This window comes from Streptomyces sp. NH27 (assembly GCF_056859195.1).
The window spans coordinates 1-14869 of the sequence record NZ_JACEGK010000151.1 but is presented as its reverse complement, the minus strand read 5'-3'; the positions used below and the strand labels follow the sequence as shown (position 1 = coordinate 14869).

The following is a 14869-nucleotide window of genomic DNA, read 5'->3' as shown; positions in this document are numbered from 1 at the left end:
GTACTCGTCGGTGTCGCCCTCGCCGGTGGCGACCAGCAGCAGCCGGCCGTCGTGGGAGGCGACGGCGAGGACGGTGCCGTCGGGGGAGGCGGCCATCTCCGTGACGCGGCCCAGGCGCCCGGCGGCCAGGCGCGCGTGCGGGCTGTCGGGCGCGTCGCCGAAGGGGCTCGGGTTGGTCGCGCCGCCGGTGCTGCGGTGCCGGCCGCCACCCTTGTAGCGGCCTTCGCCGTCCGCCTCCTCCTTTCCGCCGTGCGGGCCGTCGTCGCTGCCAGGGGCGTACGACTGGGAGCCCGCGTCACCCGCGCGGGTGACATCACCCGGCGTCACATCCGCACCCGCCGACTCACTCGTACAGGTGAGGTCGCTGGTCCAGCGGATCGGCCCGGTGGCAGTCCGCCCGCCGACCGGGACGACGTCGACGTCGGCGGCCGTATCGGCACCGGCACCGGCTCGCGGGACGAAGGCGAGTTCAGCGGTGAAGTCGCCGGGGATGTCGCCCGCGCCCTCGGGGCCGCGGGTGAGGGCGCGGGAGGCGCGCCCTGGCAGGTGGGCGAGTTCGATGCCGTCCTCGCCCTCGGCGTCGGTGACGTAGGCGACCAGACCGGTGTCCCCGAGCATCTCGGGCAGGCGCACCCGGGCGCCTGGGACGTCGCTGATGGTGCGGGCGGGTCCGTCGCGGTGGGTGAGCCAGTACAGGCTGCCGCGTACGCAGACGGCACTGGCGCGGCCGGTCCGGTCCATGGCGAGGCCGTCGAGGTTCGAGGCGGCGGGCACCTGGTAGGGGCGGCGCCCGCTGCGCGGCCCGCCGAGGCGGACGTCCAGGCGGCGGGGCGCGGCATCGGCGGCCAGGTCGTCGACGAGCCACAGGGCCCCCGCGCACTGGTAGACGACACGGCTGCCGTCGGTGGCGGCGGAGCGGGCGTAGAAGTCCGCGTGGTCGGTGTGGCGGCGCAGGTCGCTGCCGTCGGGACGGCAGGAGTAGAGGTTGCCGATGCCTTCGTGGTCGGAGAGGAACGCGATGCGGCCGGCGACGAACATCGGGGACGCCAGGTGGCCGTCGAGGTCGGACGCGAGTCGCTTGCCGTGCAGCCACAGACGACCGGTTGCGCCGCCGCGGTAGCGCTTCCAGGCGTGCGGTTCGTGCGGCGGGGTGCCGGTGAGCAGCAGGGTGCGGCGCTCCCCGTCATCGCAGTCGTGTACGGCGATGTCGGAGACCGGCCCCCAGGGCAGCGGACCGCCGGGCTCGTGCTCGGTCGGCACGCTGTGCGCCCAGGTGTGGTAGGCGAACGGCTGCCCGTGTGACGACGCCGCCAGGATGTCGCCGTCCGGAGTCCAGGAGCACACCCGGGTGTCGGAACTGCCCCAGTACGTCAGCCGCCGCGGGACGCCGCCGTCCACGGGGACGAGGTACACCTCGGGGTCCAGGCTGCGCCAGGTGGTGAAGGCGATGGCGGTGCCGTCGGGCGAGATGCGCGGCGCGCCCACTCTCGTGCGGTCGGCAGTCACCCGCCAGGCGCGGCCGGGCGAGGCACCCGGTGGCCCGAGCGGGGCCACCCAGATGTCGTCCTCTGCGGCGAAGCAGAGCAGATCGCCGTGCAGGTGCGGGAACCGGAGGTACGCGCCGTCGCTCACCCCTCCCATGGTTCGGGGCGCCCGCAGGGCGGGCAACTTTTCACGCCGTCGCACGCCCCCGCGCTGCCTCCGTACGCCCCACAACCGGTACGCCGGCGCGGGGCGAACACCTGTGTGCCGAACTCGTGCGCGTCTACGCCGTGGCGCGGGCCGCCGCGCGTCCCGCCGCACGCCCCGAGAACAGGCAGCCGCCGAGGAACGTGCCCTCCAAGGAGCGGTAGCCGTGCATGCCGCCGCCGCCGAAACCGGCCGCCTCACCGGCCGCGTACAGGCCCGCCAGGGGCTCGCCGCGGTCGTCGGCGCCCTCGTCGCCGCCCGGTGCGGTTCCGGCCAGCACGCGGCCGTCCAGGTCCGTTTCCAGGCCGCCCAGTGACTTCCGGGTGAGGATGTTGAGCCGGACCGCGATCAGCGGGCCGGCCTTCGGGTCGAGCAGGCGGTGCGGGGACGCGGTGCGCACCAGCTTGTCGCCGATGTAGTTGCGGGCGCCGCGGATCGCGGTGACCTGGAGGTCCTTGGTGTAGGTGTTGGCGATCTCCCGGTCGCGGGCTTCGATCTGGCCGCGCAGTGCGGCCTCGTCGATGAGCCCGTCACCGGTGATCGCGTTCATGCCGCGCACCAGGGCGCTCAGGTCGCGTTCCACCACGAAGTCGACGCCGTGCTGCTTGAACGCCTCGACCGGCCCCGGGGCTCCGGGCAGCGCCCGCTTGAGCACCTCGCGCACGCTCTTGCCGGTCAGGTCCGGGTTCTGCTCGGAGCCCGACAGCGCGAACTCCTTCTCGATGATCTTCTGGGTGAGGACGAACCACGTGTACTCGTGCCCGGTGCCCATGATGTGTTCCAGGGTGCCGAGGGTGTCGAAGCCGGGGAAGTACGGCACCGGCAGCCGCTTGCCGGTCGCGTCGAGCCACAGGGACGACGGGCCGGGCAGGATGCGGATGCCGTGCCGGGCCCAGATCGGGTTCCAGTTCTCGATGCCCTCGGTGTAGTGCCACATACGGTCACCGTTGATCAGGCGGCCGCCCGCCTCCTCCGTGACGCCCAGCATCAGGCCGTCGACGTGCGCCGGGACGCCGGACAGCAGCTTGGCCGGCGGGGTGCCCAGGCGCTTGGGCCACGCGGCGCGCACCAGGTCGTGGTTGCCGCCGATGCCTCCGGATGTCACCACCACGGCCTGCGCGCGCAGTTCGAAGGTGTCCGTGACCTCACGGGAACTGGCCACACCGCGCGGTACGCCGCTGGGCACCAGCACCTCGCCGGCCACACCGACCACGGCGCCGCTGGTCTTGGTCAGGGCCGTCACCCGGTGCCGGAAGCGCAACTCGACGCGGCCGCTGGCGACCGCATCGCGCACCCGCTGCTCGAAGGGCGCGACGACGCCGGGGCCGGTGCCCCAGGTGATGTGGAAGCGCGGCACCGAGTTGCCGGGGCCGGTCGCGAGGAAACCGCCGCGTTCGGCCCAGCCGACGACCGGGAAGACCCGCAGGCCGCGTTCGTGCAGCCAGGCGCGCTTCTCGCCGGCCGCGAAGTGCACGTACGCCTCCGCCCAGCGGCGCGGCCAGTGGTCCTCGGGGCGGTCGAAGCCCGCGGTGCCGAGCCAGTCCTGCCAGGCGAGGTCCGCGCTGTCCTTGATCCGCATCCGGCGTTGTTCGGGCGAGTCGACGAAGAACAGCCCGCCGAACGACCAGAACGCCTGGCCGCCCAGTGACGTCTTAGGCTCCTGGTCGACGAGGATCACCTTGCGGCCCGCCTCGGCCAGTTCCACCGTGGCGACCAGTCCGGCCAGCCCCGCGCCCACCACCACGACGTCCGCGTCCAGCGCCATCGGCCCGCTCCCTCGGTCATCCTTACCCGCCGGTAGAAACCCTTGGGCAGCACGTTACGCGAGCGCGCCCCTGCGGTCAGGGGTTGCGGTGAACCCGCACCCTGGGCGTCACGGTGGGCGCCTCGGGCCCGTGCCCGTATCCCCCGGGCCCGTATCGGGTGGTCGCGCGCCCAGGATGGGCGACGGAAGGCCGGCGACGGAGGGTGGGCGACAGGGGGCAACGGAGAGCGGGGGCCGGGGTGCTTAAGGCGCGTGCGACGCGGCCGCGGACAAGCCGCGTTCAACACGTCGGTGGGGTGCTGCGCGCCGAGCAGCCGAGCACATGATGTGCCTGCGACCTCACTCGTTCGGGTGGCTTCGCGCCCTGCCCGTCGCCGCTTGCGACCTCACCCGTATGGCCGCGGGCGCCTGATGCGCGCGCTCTCTGACAGCTCGTCAATCAGCGGTTCTGTAAATCTATTGACGGTTCGTCAACGATCTCCTCGAAGTCCGCGTGGCGGCATCCGGCTCGCGCCCTGCGGCGGCGTGCCGCGACCGGGGCGTCGGTCGGCGCCGCCGCCCTCGTCGTGTTTCAAGCATTGACAGGAGCGGGACGGCTCCCCACTATGGGAGCGCTCCCACGTTAAGAGCGTGTAACTCCACAACGCACCAACGGCACCACCTCCCATGACCTTTCGACGGAGCTTCGAAGGTCCATCCCCCCAATGGAGGTTGTTCGCACATGGCAGTCCCGATAATCCGACGCAGAACCGCCGCACTGGCCGCAGGGGCGCTCGTCGTCGCCTCCGGCGCGGTGGCGGCCGCGTTGAGCAGTACCACCGCCGTGGCGGCGTCCAGCGCCTGCACGGTCGACTACACCGTGTCGTCCCAGTGGGACAGCGGCTTCACCGCGTCCGTGACGGTCACCAACAACGGCGCGGCGACCACGAGCTGGAAGGTCGGCTGGTCGTTCGCCGGAGACCAGAAGGTGACGCAGGGCTGGAGCGCCGACATCAGCCAGTCCGGCTCGGCCGTCACCGCGTCCAGCCTGTCCTACAACGGCACGCTGGCGTCCGGCGGAAACGTCAACTTCGGCTTCAACGGCTCCTTCAGTGGGACCAACGCGGTTCCCACGGCGTTCACCCTGACGGGGGTCGGGTGCGGTGCCGCGGGCGGCGGCGACGGCGGCACCACGGGCGGCGGAACCACCACCCCGCCGACGACTCCTCCTACCACCCCCCCGACCACGCCGCCGACCGGCGGCGACGGCCAGCGGGTGGACAACCCGTACGTGGGAGCGAAGGGATACGTCAACCCGGAGTGGTCGGCCCAGGCGTCCGGTGACGGCGGCGCGGCGATCGCGGACGAGTCGACCGCAGTGTGGCTGGACCGGATCGCCGCGATCAACGGCGTCGACGGCGCGATGGGCCTCAAGGATCACCTCGACGAGGCGGTCGCACAGGCCAACGGCCAGCCGCTGACCGTGGAGTTCGTCATCTACGACCTGCCCGGCCGCGACTGCGCCGCGCTCGCCTCCAACGGTGAGTTGGGCCCGGACGACCTGGCGACGTACGAGACGCAGTACATCGACCCGATCACGTCGATCATGTCGGACCCGGCCTACGCGAACCTGCGGATCGTCAACATCATCGAGCCGGACTCGCTGCCGAACATCGTCACCAACGCCAGCGGAGAGGCGGGCTCCACCGCCGCCTGCGCGACGATGAAGCAGAACGGCAACTACGAGAAGGGTGTCGGATACGCGCTCGCCAAGCTCGGCGCGCTGTCCAACACCTACAACTACATCGATGCCGGTCACCACGCGTGGCTCGGCTGGGACAGCAACTTCGCCCCCGCCGCGCAGGAGTTCCTGAAGGCCGCCACCACCAGTGGCGCCACCGTCCACGACGTGCAGGGCTTCATCACCAACACGGCGAACTACAGCGCCACCGTCGAGCCCAACTTCAAGGTGACCGACAACGTCAACGGCACTACGGTGCGGCAGTCCAATTGGGTCGACTGGAACAACTACGTCGACGAGCAGTCCTACGCCACGGCGCTGCGCACCGAACTGGTCGGCGTCGGCTTCGACAGCACCATCGGCATGCTGATCGACACCGGCCGCAACGGCTGGGGCGGCACGTCCCGGCCCACCGGCCCGGGGGCCACCACCAGCGTGGACACCTATGTCGACGGCGGCCGGATCGACCGGCGCATCCACGCCGGCAACTGGTGCAACCAGTCCGGTGCCGGCATCGGCGAGCGCCCGACCGCGGCTCCGGCCGCCGGACTGGACGCCTACGTGTGGATCAAGCCTCCGGGCGAGTCGGACGGTTCGAGCAAGGCCATCGACAACAACGAGGGCAAGGGCTTCGACCAGATGTGCGACCCGACCTACGGCGGCAACGCGCGCAACGGCAACAACCCGACCGGCGCGCTGCCGGACTCGCCGCTCGCGGGCCACTGGTTCTCGGCGCAGTTCCACCAGCTCCTGCAGAACGCGTACCCGCCGCTGTCGTAGCGCCTGGCACGTAGGCAGCGGAATCCCCCCACCGGGCCCGTGACGGGGTCGCTCCTGGGTCACCACGACCGGGACGGCCCCGCTGCGGGCCCGCCGCATGCCGTCGCCCGCCTGTTCGTACGATCAAGGGAGTACGGGGACGGCCGGGGGCGGTGTTCGGGAGGCGGCAGAGGATGAGCGGCGAGGGCAGTGCCGACGGCGTCATGGTGCATGGGACGGTCGCGGACGGCTGGGAGCCGGTGCGGGACGCCTTCGCGGAGAACTTCATCCGGCGCGGGGACGTCGGGGCGGCGGTGGCGCTCCACCACGAAGGCCGGTCGGTGGTGGACCTGTGGGCCGGACGTACCGGCTTCGACGGCGGTGGGCCCTGGCAGCGGCAGACCGCGCAGGTCGTCAGGTCGGCGGGCAAGGGAGTGGCGGCCGTCTGCCTGCTGCTGCTCCACCAGCGCGGGCAGTTGGACCTCGACGCGCCCGTGGCCGCGTACTGGGCCGAGTTCAAGGCGGCGGGCAAGGACCGGGTGACGGTGCGGGACGTGCTGGCGCACCGGGCCGGGGTGCCGGCGCTCGACACGCCGCTCACACCGCAGGAGGCGGTCGACGGGGTGTCGGGGCCGCGGGCGGTGGCCGCGCAGGCGCCGCTGTTCGCGCCGGGGCGGGAGCACGGGTACCACGCACAGACGTTCAGCTGGCTGGTCGGGGAACTGGTGCTGCGTGCCTCCGGCCGGACCATCGGACAGTATGTCGCCGAGGAGATCGCCGGGCCGCTCGGCCTCGACCTGTGGTTGGGGCTGCCCGCGGAACAGGCGCACCGGGTCGGCCGGATCGGGTCCGTCGCCACGCCGGAGCCGCTCGCGTCCGGCGGGCTGCGCGCCCGCCCCAAGCGCACCGTGCAGGACGCCTACGCCGACCCCGCGTCGCTGACCAGCCGGGCCTTCGCCGCGATCACGCCGCTGCCGGACGAGAACGACCCCGGCTACCGGGCCGGCCAGTTGGCGGGCTCCGGCACGATCGCGACCGCGCGGTCGCTGGCGCGCTGCTACGCGGCGTTGGTCGGCGACGTCGAGGACGGTGAAGTGGGCGCGGGCGGGGGCACCAGCGGCGGTCGGCGGCTGTTCGCGCCCGGCACGCTGGCTGCCGCGCGCACCGTCGAGGCGGACGGGCCCGACCGGGTGCTGGTGGTCAACACCTGTTTCGGGCTGGGCTTCATGCTGCACGGTCCGGCCTCGCCGCTGCTGGCCCCGGGTTCGTTCGGGCATCCGGGGCGCGGCGGGTCGCTGGGGTTCGCCGATCCCGGCAGCGGGATCGGTTTCGCGTATGTCACCAACGGGATGCAGCGCAATGTCACCGCGGACCCGCGTGCGCAGGCTCTGGTCAGGGCTGTTCGACAGTGCCTACGCTGACCGGATGACTGAACGCTTCGACGGCTACGGCGTGGTGGTGACGGGGGCGGCCCGTGGGATCGGTGAGGCCACGGCGCGCAGGTTCGCCGCCGAGGGCGCGGGGGTGCTGATCGCCGACCTGGACGGGGTGGCGGCTTCGCGCACGGCCGCCGCGATCCGGGCGGACGGCGGCCGGGCGGAGGCAGTGCGCTGCGATGTGGCGGAACGTGCCTCGGTGGACGCGGCGATCGCACGCGCGGTGGACGTGTTCGGCACGCTGGACGTGCTGGTGAACAACGCCTACTCCTGCGGCGACCACCACGACGACTTCACCCTGGAGAGTGACGAGGAGTGGCAGCGCGACCTGGATGTCACCCTCAGTGGTGCGATGAGATGCTCGCGCGCCGCTCTTCCCCATCTGATGAACGCACCGCGGCGGCGTGGCGCGATCGTCAACATCGGGTCGGTCAACGGATTGTCGTACTTTGGTAACCACTCCTACAGCGCGGCGAAGGCGGGTCTGATCTCGCTCACCCGCACCCTCGCGGTGCACGCGGCGCCTGACGGGGTCCGGGTCAACCTCGTGGCACCCGGTACGATCCGCACCCCGGCGTGGGCCGGCCGCGAGGAGATACTCGCGAAGGCCGCCGGATCGTATCCGCTGGGGCGGATCGGTGAGCCGGCCGACATCGCGGCCGCCGTCGCGTTCCTGGCGTCGCGCGACGCCGCCTGGATCACCGGGGTCACCCTGCCGGTGGACGGCGGGATTCTGAACAGCAATTCGGGTTTCACGGATGCGTTGTCGGCTGAGTGAGGCCGGGCCGGCAGCTCACCTCCTGAAGACCTGAAGACCTGATGTCCTCAAGTCCTGCTGAGGACTTCAGGACCTGAGGACGCCGCGTACCTGGGTTCGGTCAGATCCACGAATCCAGCCACATCCTGGCCTGCCAGGAGTGGTAGGGGATCGTCATCCCGGTGTAGATCGGGAAGAAGTAGATGAAGTTCCAGATGATGAGCAGCACCAGGGTGCCCGCGCCTACCGCGCCCCACATGCGTCTGCTCTCGGTGGCTTCGCGTGGGCCGAGGAAGGCGCCGATCATCATGGTGACCGCCAGGCACAGGTAGGGCACGAAGACGACCGCGTAGAAGTAGAAGATCGTGCGGTCCTGGTAGTGGAACCAGGGGAGCAGGCCGGCGCCGGTCGCGCAGAGGATGGCGCCCGCCCGCCAGTCGCGGCGGGCGATCCACCGGTAGAGCAGGTAGACGAGGGCGAAGCAGGCCGACCACCACAGCAGCGGGGTGCCCAGGGCGAGGATCTCGCGGGCACAGCCCTCGGAGGCGGTGCAGCCGTCCTGTCCGTACTTGGGCGACTCGAAGTAGTAGGAGACCGGCCGTCCCAGGACCAGCCAGCTCCAGGGGTTGGACTCGTACGGATGGTAGGTGTGCAGGCCGATGTTGAACTTGTAGACGTCGTGTTCGTAGTGCCACAGGCTGCGAAGCGGTGCCGGGATGAAGGACCAGAAGCCGCCGCGGCCGTCCGCCCAGTGCCGGTCGTAGGCGTTGCTGGACATGAACCAGCCGGTCCAGGTGATCAGGTAGGTCACCAAAGCGATCGGCAGCATCGTCAGCACCGACCAGCCGAGGTCCTTGCGCAGGACGGCCAGGTACGGGCTGCGGGAGCCGGCGACGCGCCGTGAGCCGATGTCCCACAGCACCGTCAGGATCATGAAGAAGGCCAGGAAGTACATGCCGTTCCACTTGCTGGAAGCGGCGAGGCCGAGGAGGACGGCGGCGGCGATGCGCCAGGGGCGCCAGCTCATGCCCTGGCGGCTGGCGATGTCGTCGTCGGGCCCGGCGAAGCCGTCCTCGCCGACTGGCAGGGCGGCGGCGAGGCGACCCCGGGCCCAGTCGCGGTCGACCAGCAGGCAGCCGAACGCGGCCAGCGCGAAGAACATGATGACGAGGTCGAGCAGTGCGATCCGGCTCATCACGAACTCGAGGCCGTCGACGGCCATCAAGGTGCCCGCGATGCAGCCGAGCGCGGTGGAGCGGAACAGCCGGCGGCCGATCCGGCAGAGCATGAGCACCGCCAGGGTGCCGAGCACGGCCATCATGAAGCGCCAGCCGAAGGGGTTCAGCCCGAACAGCCACTCGCCGAAGCCGATGATCCACTTGCCGGTGGGCGGATGCACGACGTAGCTGCCGACGTCGGACAACGGGACGACCGGTGGGTGCGCGAGGATCTCCGGGTTGGAGACCTTGCCGTCCGGCCACGTGCCCTCGTAGCCGTACTTGATCATCGACCAGGCGTCCTTGGCGTAGTACGTCTCGTCGAAGACGACATCGCGCGGGCTGCCCAGGCGCCAGAAGCGCAGACCGCCCGCGAGGACGGCAACCATGATCGGACCGAGCCAGCCGGACCACTTCGCGGCCAGATGGGACAGGCGCGGGCCGAGGCCGAGCATCTGCCAGATCCGGGTGCCCGGTTCGGGAAACGGCGGGACCAGGCGCTCGCGGGTGTCGGTCCGGGGCGGTTCGACGTGCCCGAAACCGCGCAGCCGCCGCGCCCACGCGCTCGGCTCCGCCTGTGCCCGGACGCCCTCTGGGGCACGGTCCTGCGCCACGGTCTCACTCGTCACCGGCCCATCGTAGGGAAAGCGTCTGAGATTGCGATGAGCTGTACGCACCCGAGGCGGCTTTGTCCGGTAATCCGAGCGCAGAGCCCGGGGCCGGGCCGCGCCTAGACTCAAGCCGTGACCAGCTCATCCGAAGATCCGTCCGACCACACGGCGCAGCACGAGGCACAGCACCAGGCGCAGAACGCGGCGGAGAACGTGGCCGACGACACGGTCCACGACGCGCTCGACGACACCGGCCACGTCACCGCGAACGTCGCTGCACCCGCCGCACCCGCCGCCGCGTACGACCCGTCCATGGTGCGCGCGGCCCCGGCGGGCGAGGGCCTGCTCGTACTGGCGGGCACGCCGATCGGCGATGTCGCGGACGCGCCGCCGCGGCTGGCCGCCGAACTGGCCGCGGCCGACGTGGTGGCCGCCGAGGACACCAGGCGGCTGCGCAGGCTGACGCAGGCGCTGGGCGTGGAGCCGGCCGGGCGCGTGGTGTCGTACTTCGAGGGGAACGAGGCGGCCCGGACCGGGGAGTTGGCCGACGCGCTGGAGGGCGGCGCCCGGGTGGTGCTGGTGACCGACGCGGGCATGCCGTCGGTGTCCGACCCGGGCTACCGGCTGGTGGCCGCGGCGGTGGAACGCGGGGTGCGGGTGACGGCGGTGCCGGGGCCGTCGGCGGTGCTGACCGCGCTGGCGGTGTCGGGCCTGCCGGTGGACCGGTTCTGCTTCGAGGGGTTCCTGCCGCGTAAGCCGGGGGAGCGGCTGGCCAGGCTCAGGGAGGTCGCGGCCGACCGCCGCACGCTCGTGTACTTCGAGGCCCCGCACCGTATCGACGACACCCTGGCCGCCATGGCGGAGGTGTTCGGCGGCGAACGGCGGGCGGCGGTGTGCCGGGAGCTGACCAAGACGTACGAGGAGGTACGGCGCGGCCCGCTGGAGGAGCTGGCGCGGTGGGCCGCCGAACGGGTGAGGGGCGAGATCACCGTGGTGGTGGAAGGCGCCCCGGCGCCGGTGCCGGGGGATGTGGCACCGGAGGAGCTGGCGCGTCGGGTGGCGGTTCGGGAGGCGGCGGGTGAGCGCCGCAAGGAGGCGATCGCGGCGGTCGCGGTGGAGGCGGGGGTGCCGAAGCGGGATGTGTTCGACGCGGTGGTGGCGGCGAAGCACGGGAAGCCGTGACGTGGCGCGGGAAGCGGTGACGTGGGCCCGGGAAGGCGTGCGGCGGACGAGGGCGTGTTCGCCGCGGTCGGCGTCCCGGCCGTGACCGGCGCGAATGCCGGCCGGAGCGGGAGAACCGGCGTAAACGTGGTGCAGGGCAAAGCAGTTTCGCCGATCTCCCACATACGCGCCAAATCTGGCCCAAGTCTCTTCCTGGTGTGCTGCAGGAGGGGTGCACGGGGCGTTCGCTGGTAGGTGGGAAGTCCCGGTCGGACAAGGTGTCCGTAGGGCCGCAGGAGCTGCCATGAGCGACACCGTCGGAAGCGGACGTACGGCGGCGGGGGCGAGGGTGGGGCACACGGTGCCACCCGGTGCTTCCGCGTACAACGTCAGGGAGGCGTACGCCTTCGCGTGTATGAACTGCGGGCACGGCTGGGAGCAGGCGTACGAGATCGAGCACCATGTCGACACCTCGGGCCGCCCCTACGTCACCTACCTGGCCGACGGCGCCGCGGTCCCCTCGCCGCTGACCCGCCCCAACTGCGGGAACTGCGGCGGCCACCTGGTGCGCATCATGCGCTCCGGGCAGGTCGACGAGGTGGTGTCGCGGTGGCACGCGCCCAGGGCGCCGCAGACGGAGCCGCACGCACACCACTGGTCCGTGCTCGGGCTGCTGCACCGCAGGCACGGCGAGCCCGGGACACCCGCCGGACCGGCTGGAACGGCCGGACCCGCCGGGCCGGTGGTCTGACGGGCCGGCCGGCCATGTGACGGGCCCGACTCCGGCGGTCCCTAGGATCGGACGCATGCCGACCGATCCGACGAAGAAGAACGCCGGGCCCGCGCCCGCCCCCGAGCCGCTGCGTGTCCCGGTCGCCGACTCGCACACCCACCTGGACATGCAGTCCGGCACCGTCGAGGAGGCGCTGGCGGCGGCAGCGGCGGTGGGGGTGGACACCCTCATCCAGGTCGGCTGCGACCTGGAGGGCTCGCGCTGGGCGGCGCGGACCGCCGCGGATTACGACGCGATCTGGGCGGCGGTGGCGCTGCACCCCAACGAGGCGCCCAGGATCGTGCACGGCGACCCCGACCACTGGTCGCGCCAGGGGGACCGGGAACCGGGCGGGATGGCGGCACTGGAGGCGGCGATCGACGAGATCGACGCGCTGGCCGCGCTGCCGCAGGTGCGGGGGGTGGGGGAGACCGGCCTGGACTACTTCCGCACCGGGCCGGGCGGCGCGCAGGCACAGGCGCACTCCTTCCGGCGGCACATCGCGATCGCCAAGCGGCATGGCAAGGCGCTGGTGATCCACGACCGGGACGCGCACGAGGACGTGCTGCGCATCCTGCTGGAGGAGGGCGCGCCCGACACGGTGCTCTTCCACTGCTTCTCCGGCGACGCGGCCATGGCGAAGGTGTGCGCCGAGCGCGGCTACTACATGTCCTTCGCCGGGAACGTCAGCTACAAGTCGGCGCAGAACCTGCGGGACGCGGTGGCGGCCGCGCCGCTGGACCGGCTGCTGGTGGAGACGGACGCGCCCTTCCTCACCCCGGTGCCGCATCGCGGGCGGCCCAACGCGCCTTACCTGATCCCGGTGACGCTGCGCGCGATGGCCGCGGCCAGGGGCGAGGACGAGGACACCGTCGCGGCCGCGGTGGCGCGGAACACGGCACGGGTCTTCGGGTACTGAGGGATGTGCGATGGCTGCGCGCCGGCTGCGTTGCGGCTGCGCGGCGGCCTGCTGAACAGGGGCCGCGGCTGCGCGACGGCTGGTGGGCCGGGCCGTCGCGGAAAGCGGCGGCAGGGGCCGGCCGGAGCGGCGCGGAGCGGGCTGGTAGGAGGCGCTGCGGGCGGCGGATAGCCTTGCGGGTGTGAGTACGACAGACCCCGACGCGCCCGGCGCCCTGCTCGGACCGGCCGATGTACGTGCGCTGGCCGCCGCGCTGGGGGTGCGGCCGACCAAGCAGCGCGGCCAGAACTTCGTGATCGATGCGAACACCGTGCGGCGGATCGTGCGCACCGCGGAGGTCGGGCCGGGCGACGTGGTGGCCGAGGTCGGGCCGGGGCTCGGGTCGCTCACGCTGGCACTGCTGGAGACCGCCGACCGGGTCACCGCGATCGAGATCGACGACGTGCTCGCCGGGGCGCTGCCCGCGACGGTGGCCGCGCGGCTGCCGCAGCGGGCCGACCGGTTCACGCTGGTGCACAGCGACGCGATGGCGGTGGCCGAGTTGCCCGGCCCGGCACCGACCGCGCTGGTCGCGAACCTCCCCTACAACGTGGCCGTGCCGGTGCTGCTGCACATGCTCGCGACCTTCCCGACCATCGAGCGGACCCTGGTGATGGTGCAGGCCGAGGTGGCCGACCGGCTGGCCGCGACGCCCGGCAACAAGGTGTACGGGGTGCCGTCGGTGAAGGCGAACTGGTACGCGCAGGTGCGGCGCGCGGGCTCGATCGGGCGCAACGTCTTCTGGCCCGCGCCGAACGTCGACTCCGGCCTGGTGTCGCTGGTACGGCGTGACCCGCCGAAGACCACGGCGACCCGGGCCGAGGTGTTCGCGGCCGTCGACGCGGCGTTCGCGCAGCGTCGCAAGACGCTGCGGGCGGCGCTGGCCGGGTGGGCCGGGTCGGCGGCGGCCGCGGAGGCGGCGCTGGTCGCCGCGGGGGTGTCGCCGCAGGCGCGGGGCGAGGCGCTGACGGTGGAGGAGTTCGCGGCGATCGCCGAGCACCGGCCGGTGTGACGATCCCACCGACCGTGGGGCGGGCGCCGAACCGGAAGAACGCAGAGACGAACGTCGTACGAACCGAGGAGAATCTGATTGTGACCGCCGTGACCGTACGTGTGCCCGCCAAGGTCAATGTGCAGCTCGCCGTCGGCGGGCGGCGGCCGGACGGGTTCCATGACCTGGCGAACGTGTTCCTCGCGGTGGGTCTGTACGACCATGTGACGGCCAGCTCCGCGGACAAGCTGACGATCACCGCGGAGGGGCGGGATGTCGAGCGCATCCCGCTGGACCGTACGAACCTGGCCGCCCGGGCCGCGATCGCGCTCGCCGAGTGGCACGGCATCGAGCCCGACGTCCACCTGCACATCGCCAAGGACATCCCGGTGGCCGGGGGAATGGCCGGGGGCAGCGCCGACGGTGCTGGCGCGCTGCTCGCGTGCGACACGCTGTGGGGGCTGGGCACGCCGATGGCGGAACTGTTGGAGATCGCGGGGGAGTTGGGCAGTGACGTGCCGTTCCCGCTGCTCGGCGGGGCCGCGCTCGGGGTGGGGCGCGGCGAGCGGCTCACCGCGCTGGAGGTCAGCGGGGCGTTCCACTGGGTGTTCGCGCTGGCCGACGGCGGGCTTTCCACGCCCGAGGTGTACCGGCAGTGCGACTGGCTGCGCCGGGAGGACGGGGCCGGTGACCTGGCGGGCGAGGTGGCCGAGCCCATGGCCGACCCGCTGCTCCTTGCCGCGCTCGCGGGCGGGGACGCGTACGCGCTTTCCCGGGTGCTGGTGAACGACCTCCAGGAGGCGGCGCTGTCCCTGCGTTCCGACCTGACCGACACGTTTTCCGAGGGGCGCGGGGCGGGGGCGCTGGCCGGGATCGTCTCCGGGTCCGGGCCGACCGTCGCCTTCCTCGCCGCCGGGGAGGAGGGCGCCGCCAAGATCGCGGCCGCACTCGGCGGTTCCGCGAGGGTTGCCGTGGGCCCCGCCGCCGGAGCCACCGTCCTTCCGTAATTGCGCCGGGGACCCGCCCCCACCCG

10 protein-coding genes and 1 pseudogene are annotated in these 14869 nt (G+C 72.5%); 8 read left to right on the top strand and 3 right to left on the bottom strand.

What is annotated here, in order from left to right; genetic code table 11:
- Positions 1-1641, bottom strand: a pseudogene (locus AC13HU_RS14875) (hypothetical protein); the annotation flags it as partial.
- A gap of 124 nt (positions 1642-1765) precedes the next feature.
- Positions 1766-3454 carry an FAD-binding dehydrogenase gene (locus AC13HU_RS14870; RefSeq protein ID WP_483042323.1) on the bottom strand — a complete coding sequence of 563 codons (1689 nt, stop codon included), beginning with the start codon at positions 3452-3454 and terminating at the stop codon, positions 1766-1768.
- A 721-nt stretch (positions 3455-4175) separates the two neighbouring features.
- On the opposite strand from AC13HU_RS14870, the gene AC13HU_RS14865 reads away from it, so the two are divergent.
- The 3 genes from AC13HU_RS14865 to AC13HU_RS14855 all read left to right on the top strand — a co-directional run bounded on the left by AC13HU_RS14865 (position 4176) and on the right by AC13HU_RS14855 (position 8147).
- Entirely contained in the window at positions 4176-5954 is a 1779-nt protein-coding gene (locus AC13HU_RS14865; protein ID WP_483042322.1) for a glycoside hydrolase family 6 protein, read from the top strand.
- Positions 5955-6127: 173 nt separating this feature from the next.
- Positions 6128-7354, top strand: a complete 1227-nt coding sequence (locus AC13HU_RS14860; protein ID WP_483042321.1) for a serine hydrolase domain-containing protein — start codon at positions 6128-6130, stop codon at positions 7352-7354.
- A 4-nt stretch (positions 7355-7358) separates the two neighbouring features.
- The gene (locus tag AC13HU_RS14855) at positions 7359-8147 is read left to right on the top strand and encodes an SDR family NAD(P)-dependent oxidoreductase (protein ID WP_483042320.1); all 789 of its coding nucleotides are present in this window, start codon (positions 7359-7361) and stop codon (positions 8145-8147) included.
- Between the two features lie 100 nt (positions 8148-8247).
- On the opposite strand, the gene AC13HU_RS14850 is transcribed toward AC13HU_RS14855, so the two are convergent.
- On the bottom strand, positions 8248-9972 hold the full coding sequence (locus AC13HU_RS14850; protein ID WP_483042319.1) for a dolichyl-phosphate-mannose--protein mannosyltransferase: 1725 nt from the start codon (positions 9970-9972) through the stop codon (positions 8248-8250).
- A 294-nt stretch (positions 9973-10266) separates the two neighbouring features.
- Here AC13HU_RS14850 and rsmI point away from each other — a divergent pair, with 294 nt between their 5' ends.
- The 5 genes from rsmI (at position 10267) to AC13HU_RS14825 (ending at position 14843) form a co-directional block, all read left to right on the top strand.
- The gene (gene rsmI / locus AC13HU_RS14845; RefSeq protein WP_483042325.1) at positions 10267-11136 is read left to right on the top strand and encodes a 16S rRNA (cytidine(1402)-2'-O)-methyltransferase; all 870 of its coding nucleotides are present in this window, start codon (positions 10267-10269) and stop codon (positions 11134-11136) included.
- Positions 11137-11419: 283 nt separating this feature from the next.
- Positions 11420-11866: a hypothetical protein gene (locus tag AC13HU_RS14840; RefSeq protein ID WP_483042318.1), complete on the top strand. Its 447-nt coding sequence runs from the start codon at positions 11420-11422 to the stop codon at positions 11864-11866.
- 55 nt (positions 11867-11921) lie between these two features.
- The gene (locus tag AC13HU_RS14835; RefSeq protein ID WP_483042317.1) at positions 11922-12806 is read left to right on the top strand and encodes a TatD family hydrolase; all 885 of its coding nucleotides are present in this window, start codon (positions 11922-11924) and stop codon (positions 12804-12806) included.
- A gap of 181 nt (positions 12807-12987) precedes the next feature.
- Positions 12988-13857 (top strand): 16S rRNA (adenine(1518)-N(6)/adenine(1519)-N(6))-dimethyltransferase RsmA, encoded by an 870-nt coding sequence (rsmA, locus tag AC13HU_RS14830; protein WP_483042316.1) that lies wholly within the window; start codon positions 12988-12990, stop codon positions 13855-13857.
- Between the two features lie 77 nt (positions 13858-13934).
- A complete protein-coding gene (locus AC13HU_RS14825) occupies positions 13935-14843 on the top strand; it encodes a 4-(cytidine 5'-diphospho)-2-C-methyl-D-erythritol kinase (RefSeq protein ID WP_483042324.1) in 909 nt (302 codons plus the stop codon).
- Positions 14844-14869 lie beyond the last annotated feature (26 nt).

Bases quoted from the DNA above. Each gene is read 5' to 3' on its own strand.
- AC13HU_RS14870 (WP_483042323.1), bottom strand. From the start codon at position 3,454: ATGGCGCTGGACGCGGACGTCGTGGTGGTGGGCGCGGGGCTGGCCGGA.
- AC13HU_RS14865 (WP_483042322.1), top strand. From the start codon at position 4,176: ATGGCAGTCCCGATAATCCGACGCAGAACCGCCGCACTGGCCGCAGGG.
- AC13HU_RS14860 (WP_483042321.1), top strand. From the start codon at position 6,128: ATGAGCGGCGAGGGCAGTGCCGACGGCGTCATGGTGCATGGGACGGTC.
- AC13HU_RS14855 (WP_483042320.1), top strand. From the start codon at position 7,359: ATGACTGAACGCTTCGACGGCTACGGCGTGGTGGTGACGGGGGCGGCC.
- rsmI (WP_483042325.1), top strand. From the start codon at position 10,267: ATGGTGCGCGCGGCCCCGGCGGGCGAGGGCCTGCTCGTACTGGCGGGC.
- AC13HU_RS14840 (WP_483042318.1), top strand. From the start codon at position 11,420: ATGAGCGACACCGTCGGAAGCGGACGTACGGCGGCGGGGGCGAGGGTG.
- AC13HU_RS14835 (WP_483042317.1), top strand. From the start codon at position 11,922: ATGCCGACCGATCCGACGAAGAAGAACGCCGGGCCCGCGCCCGCCCCC.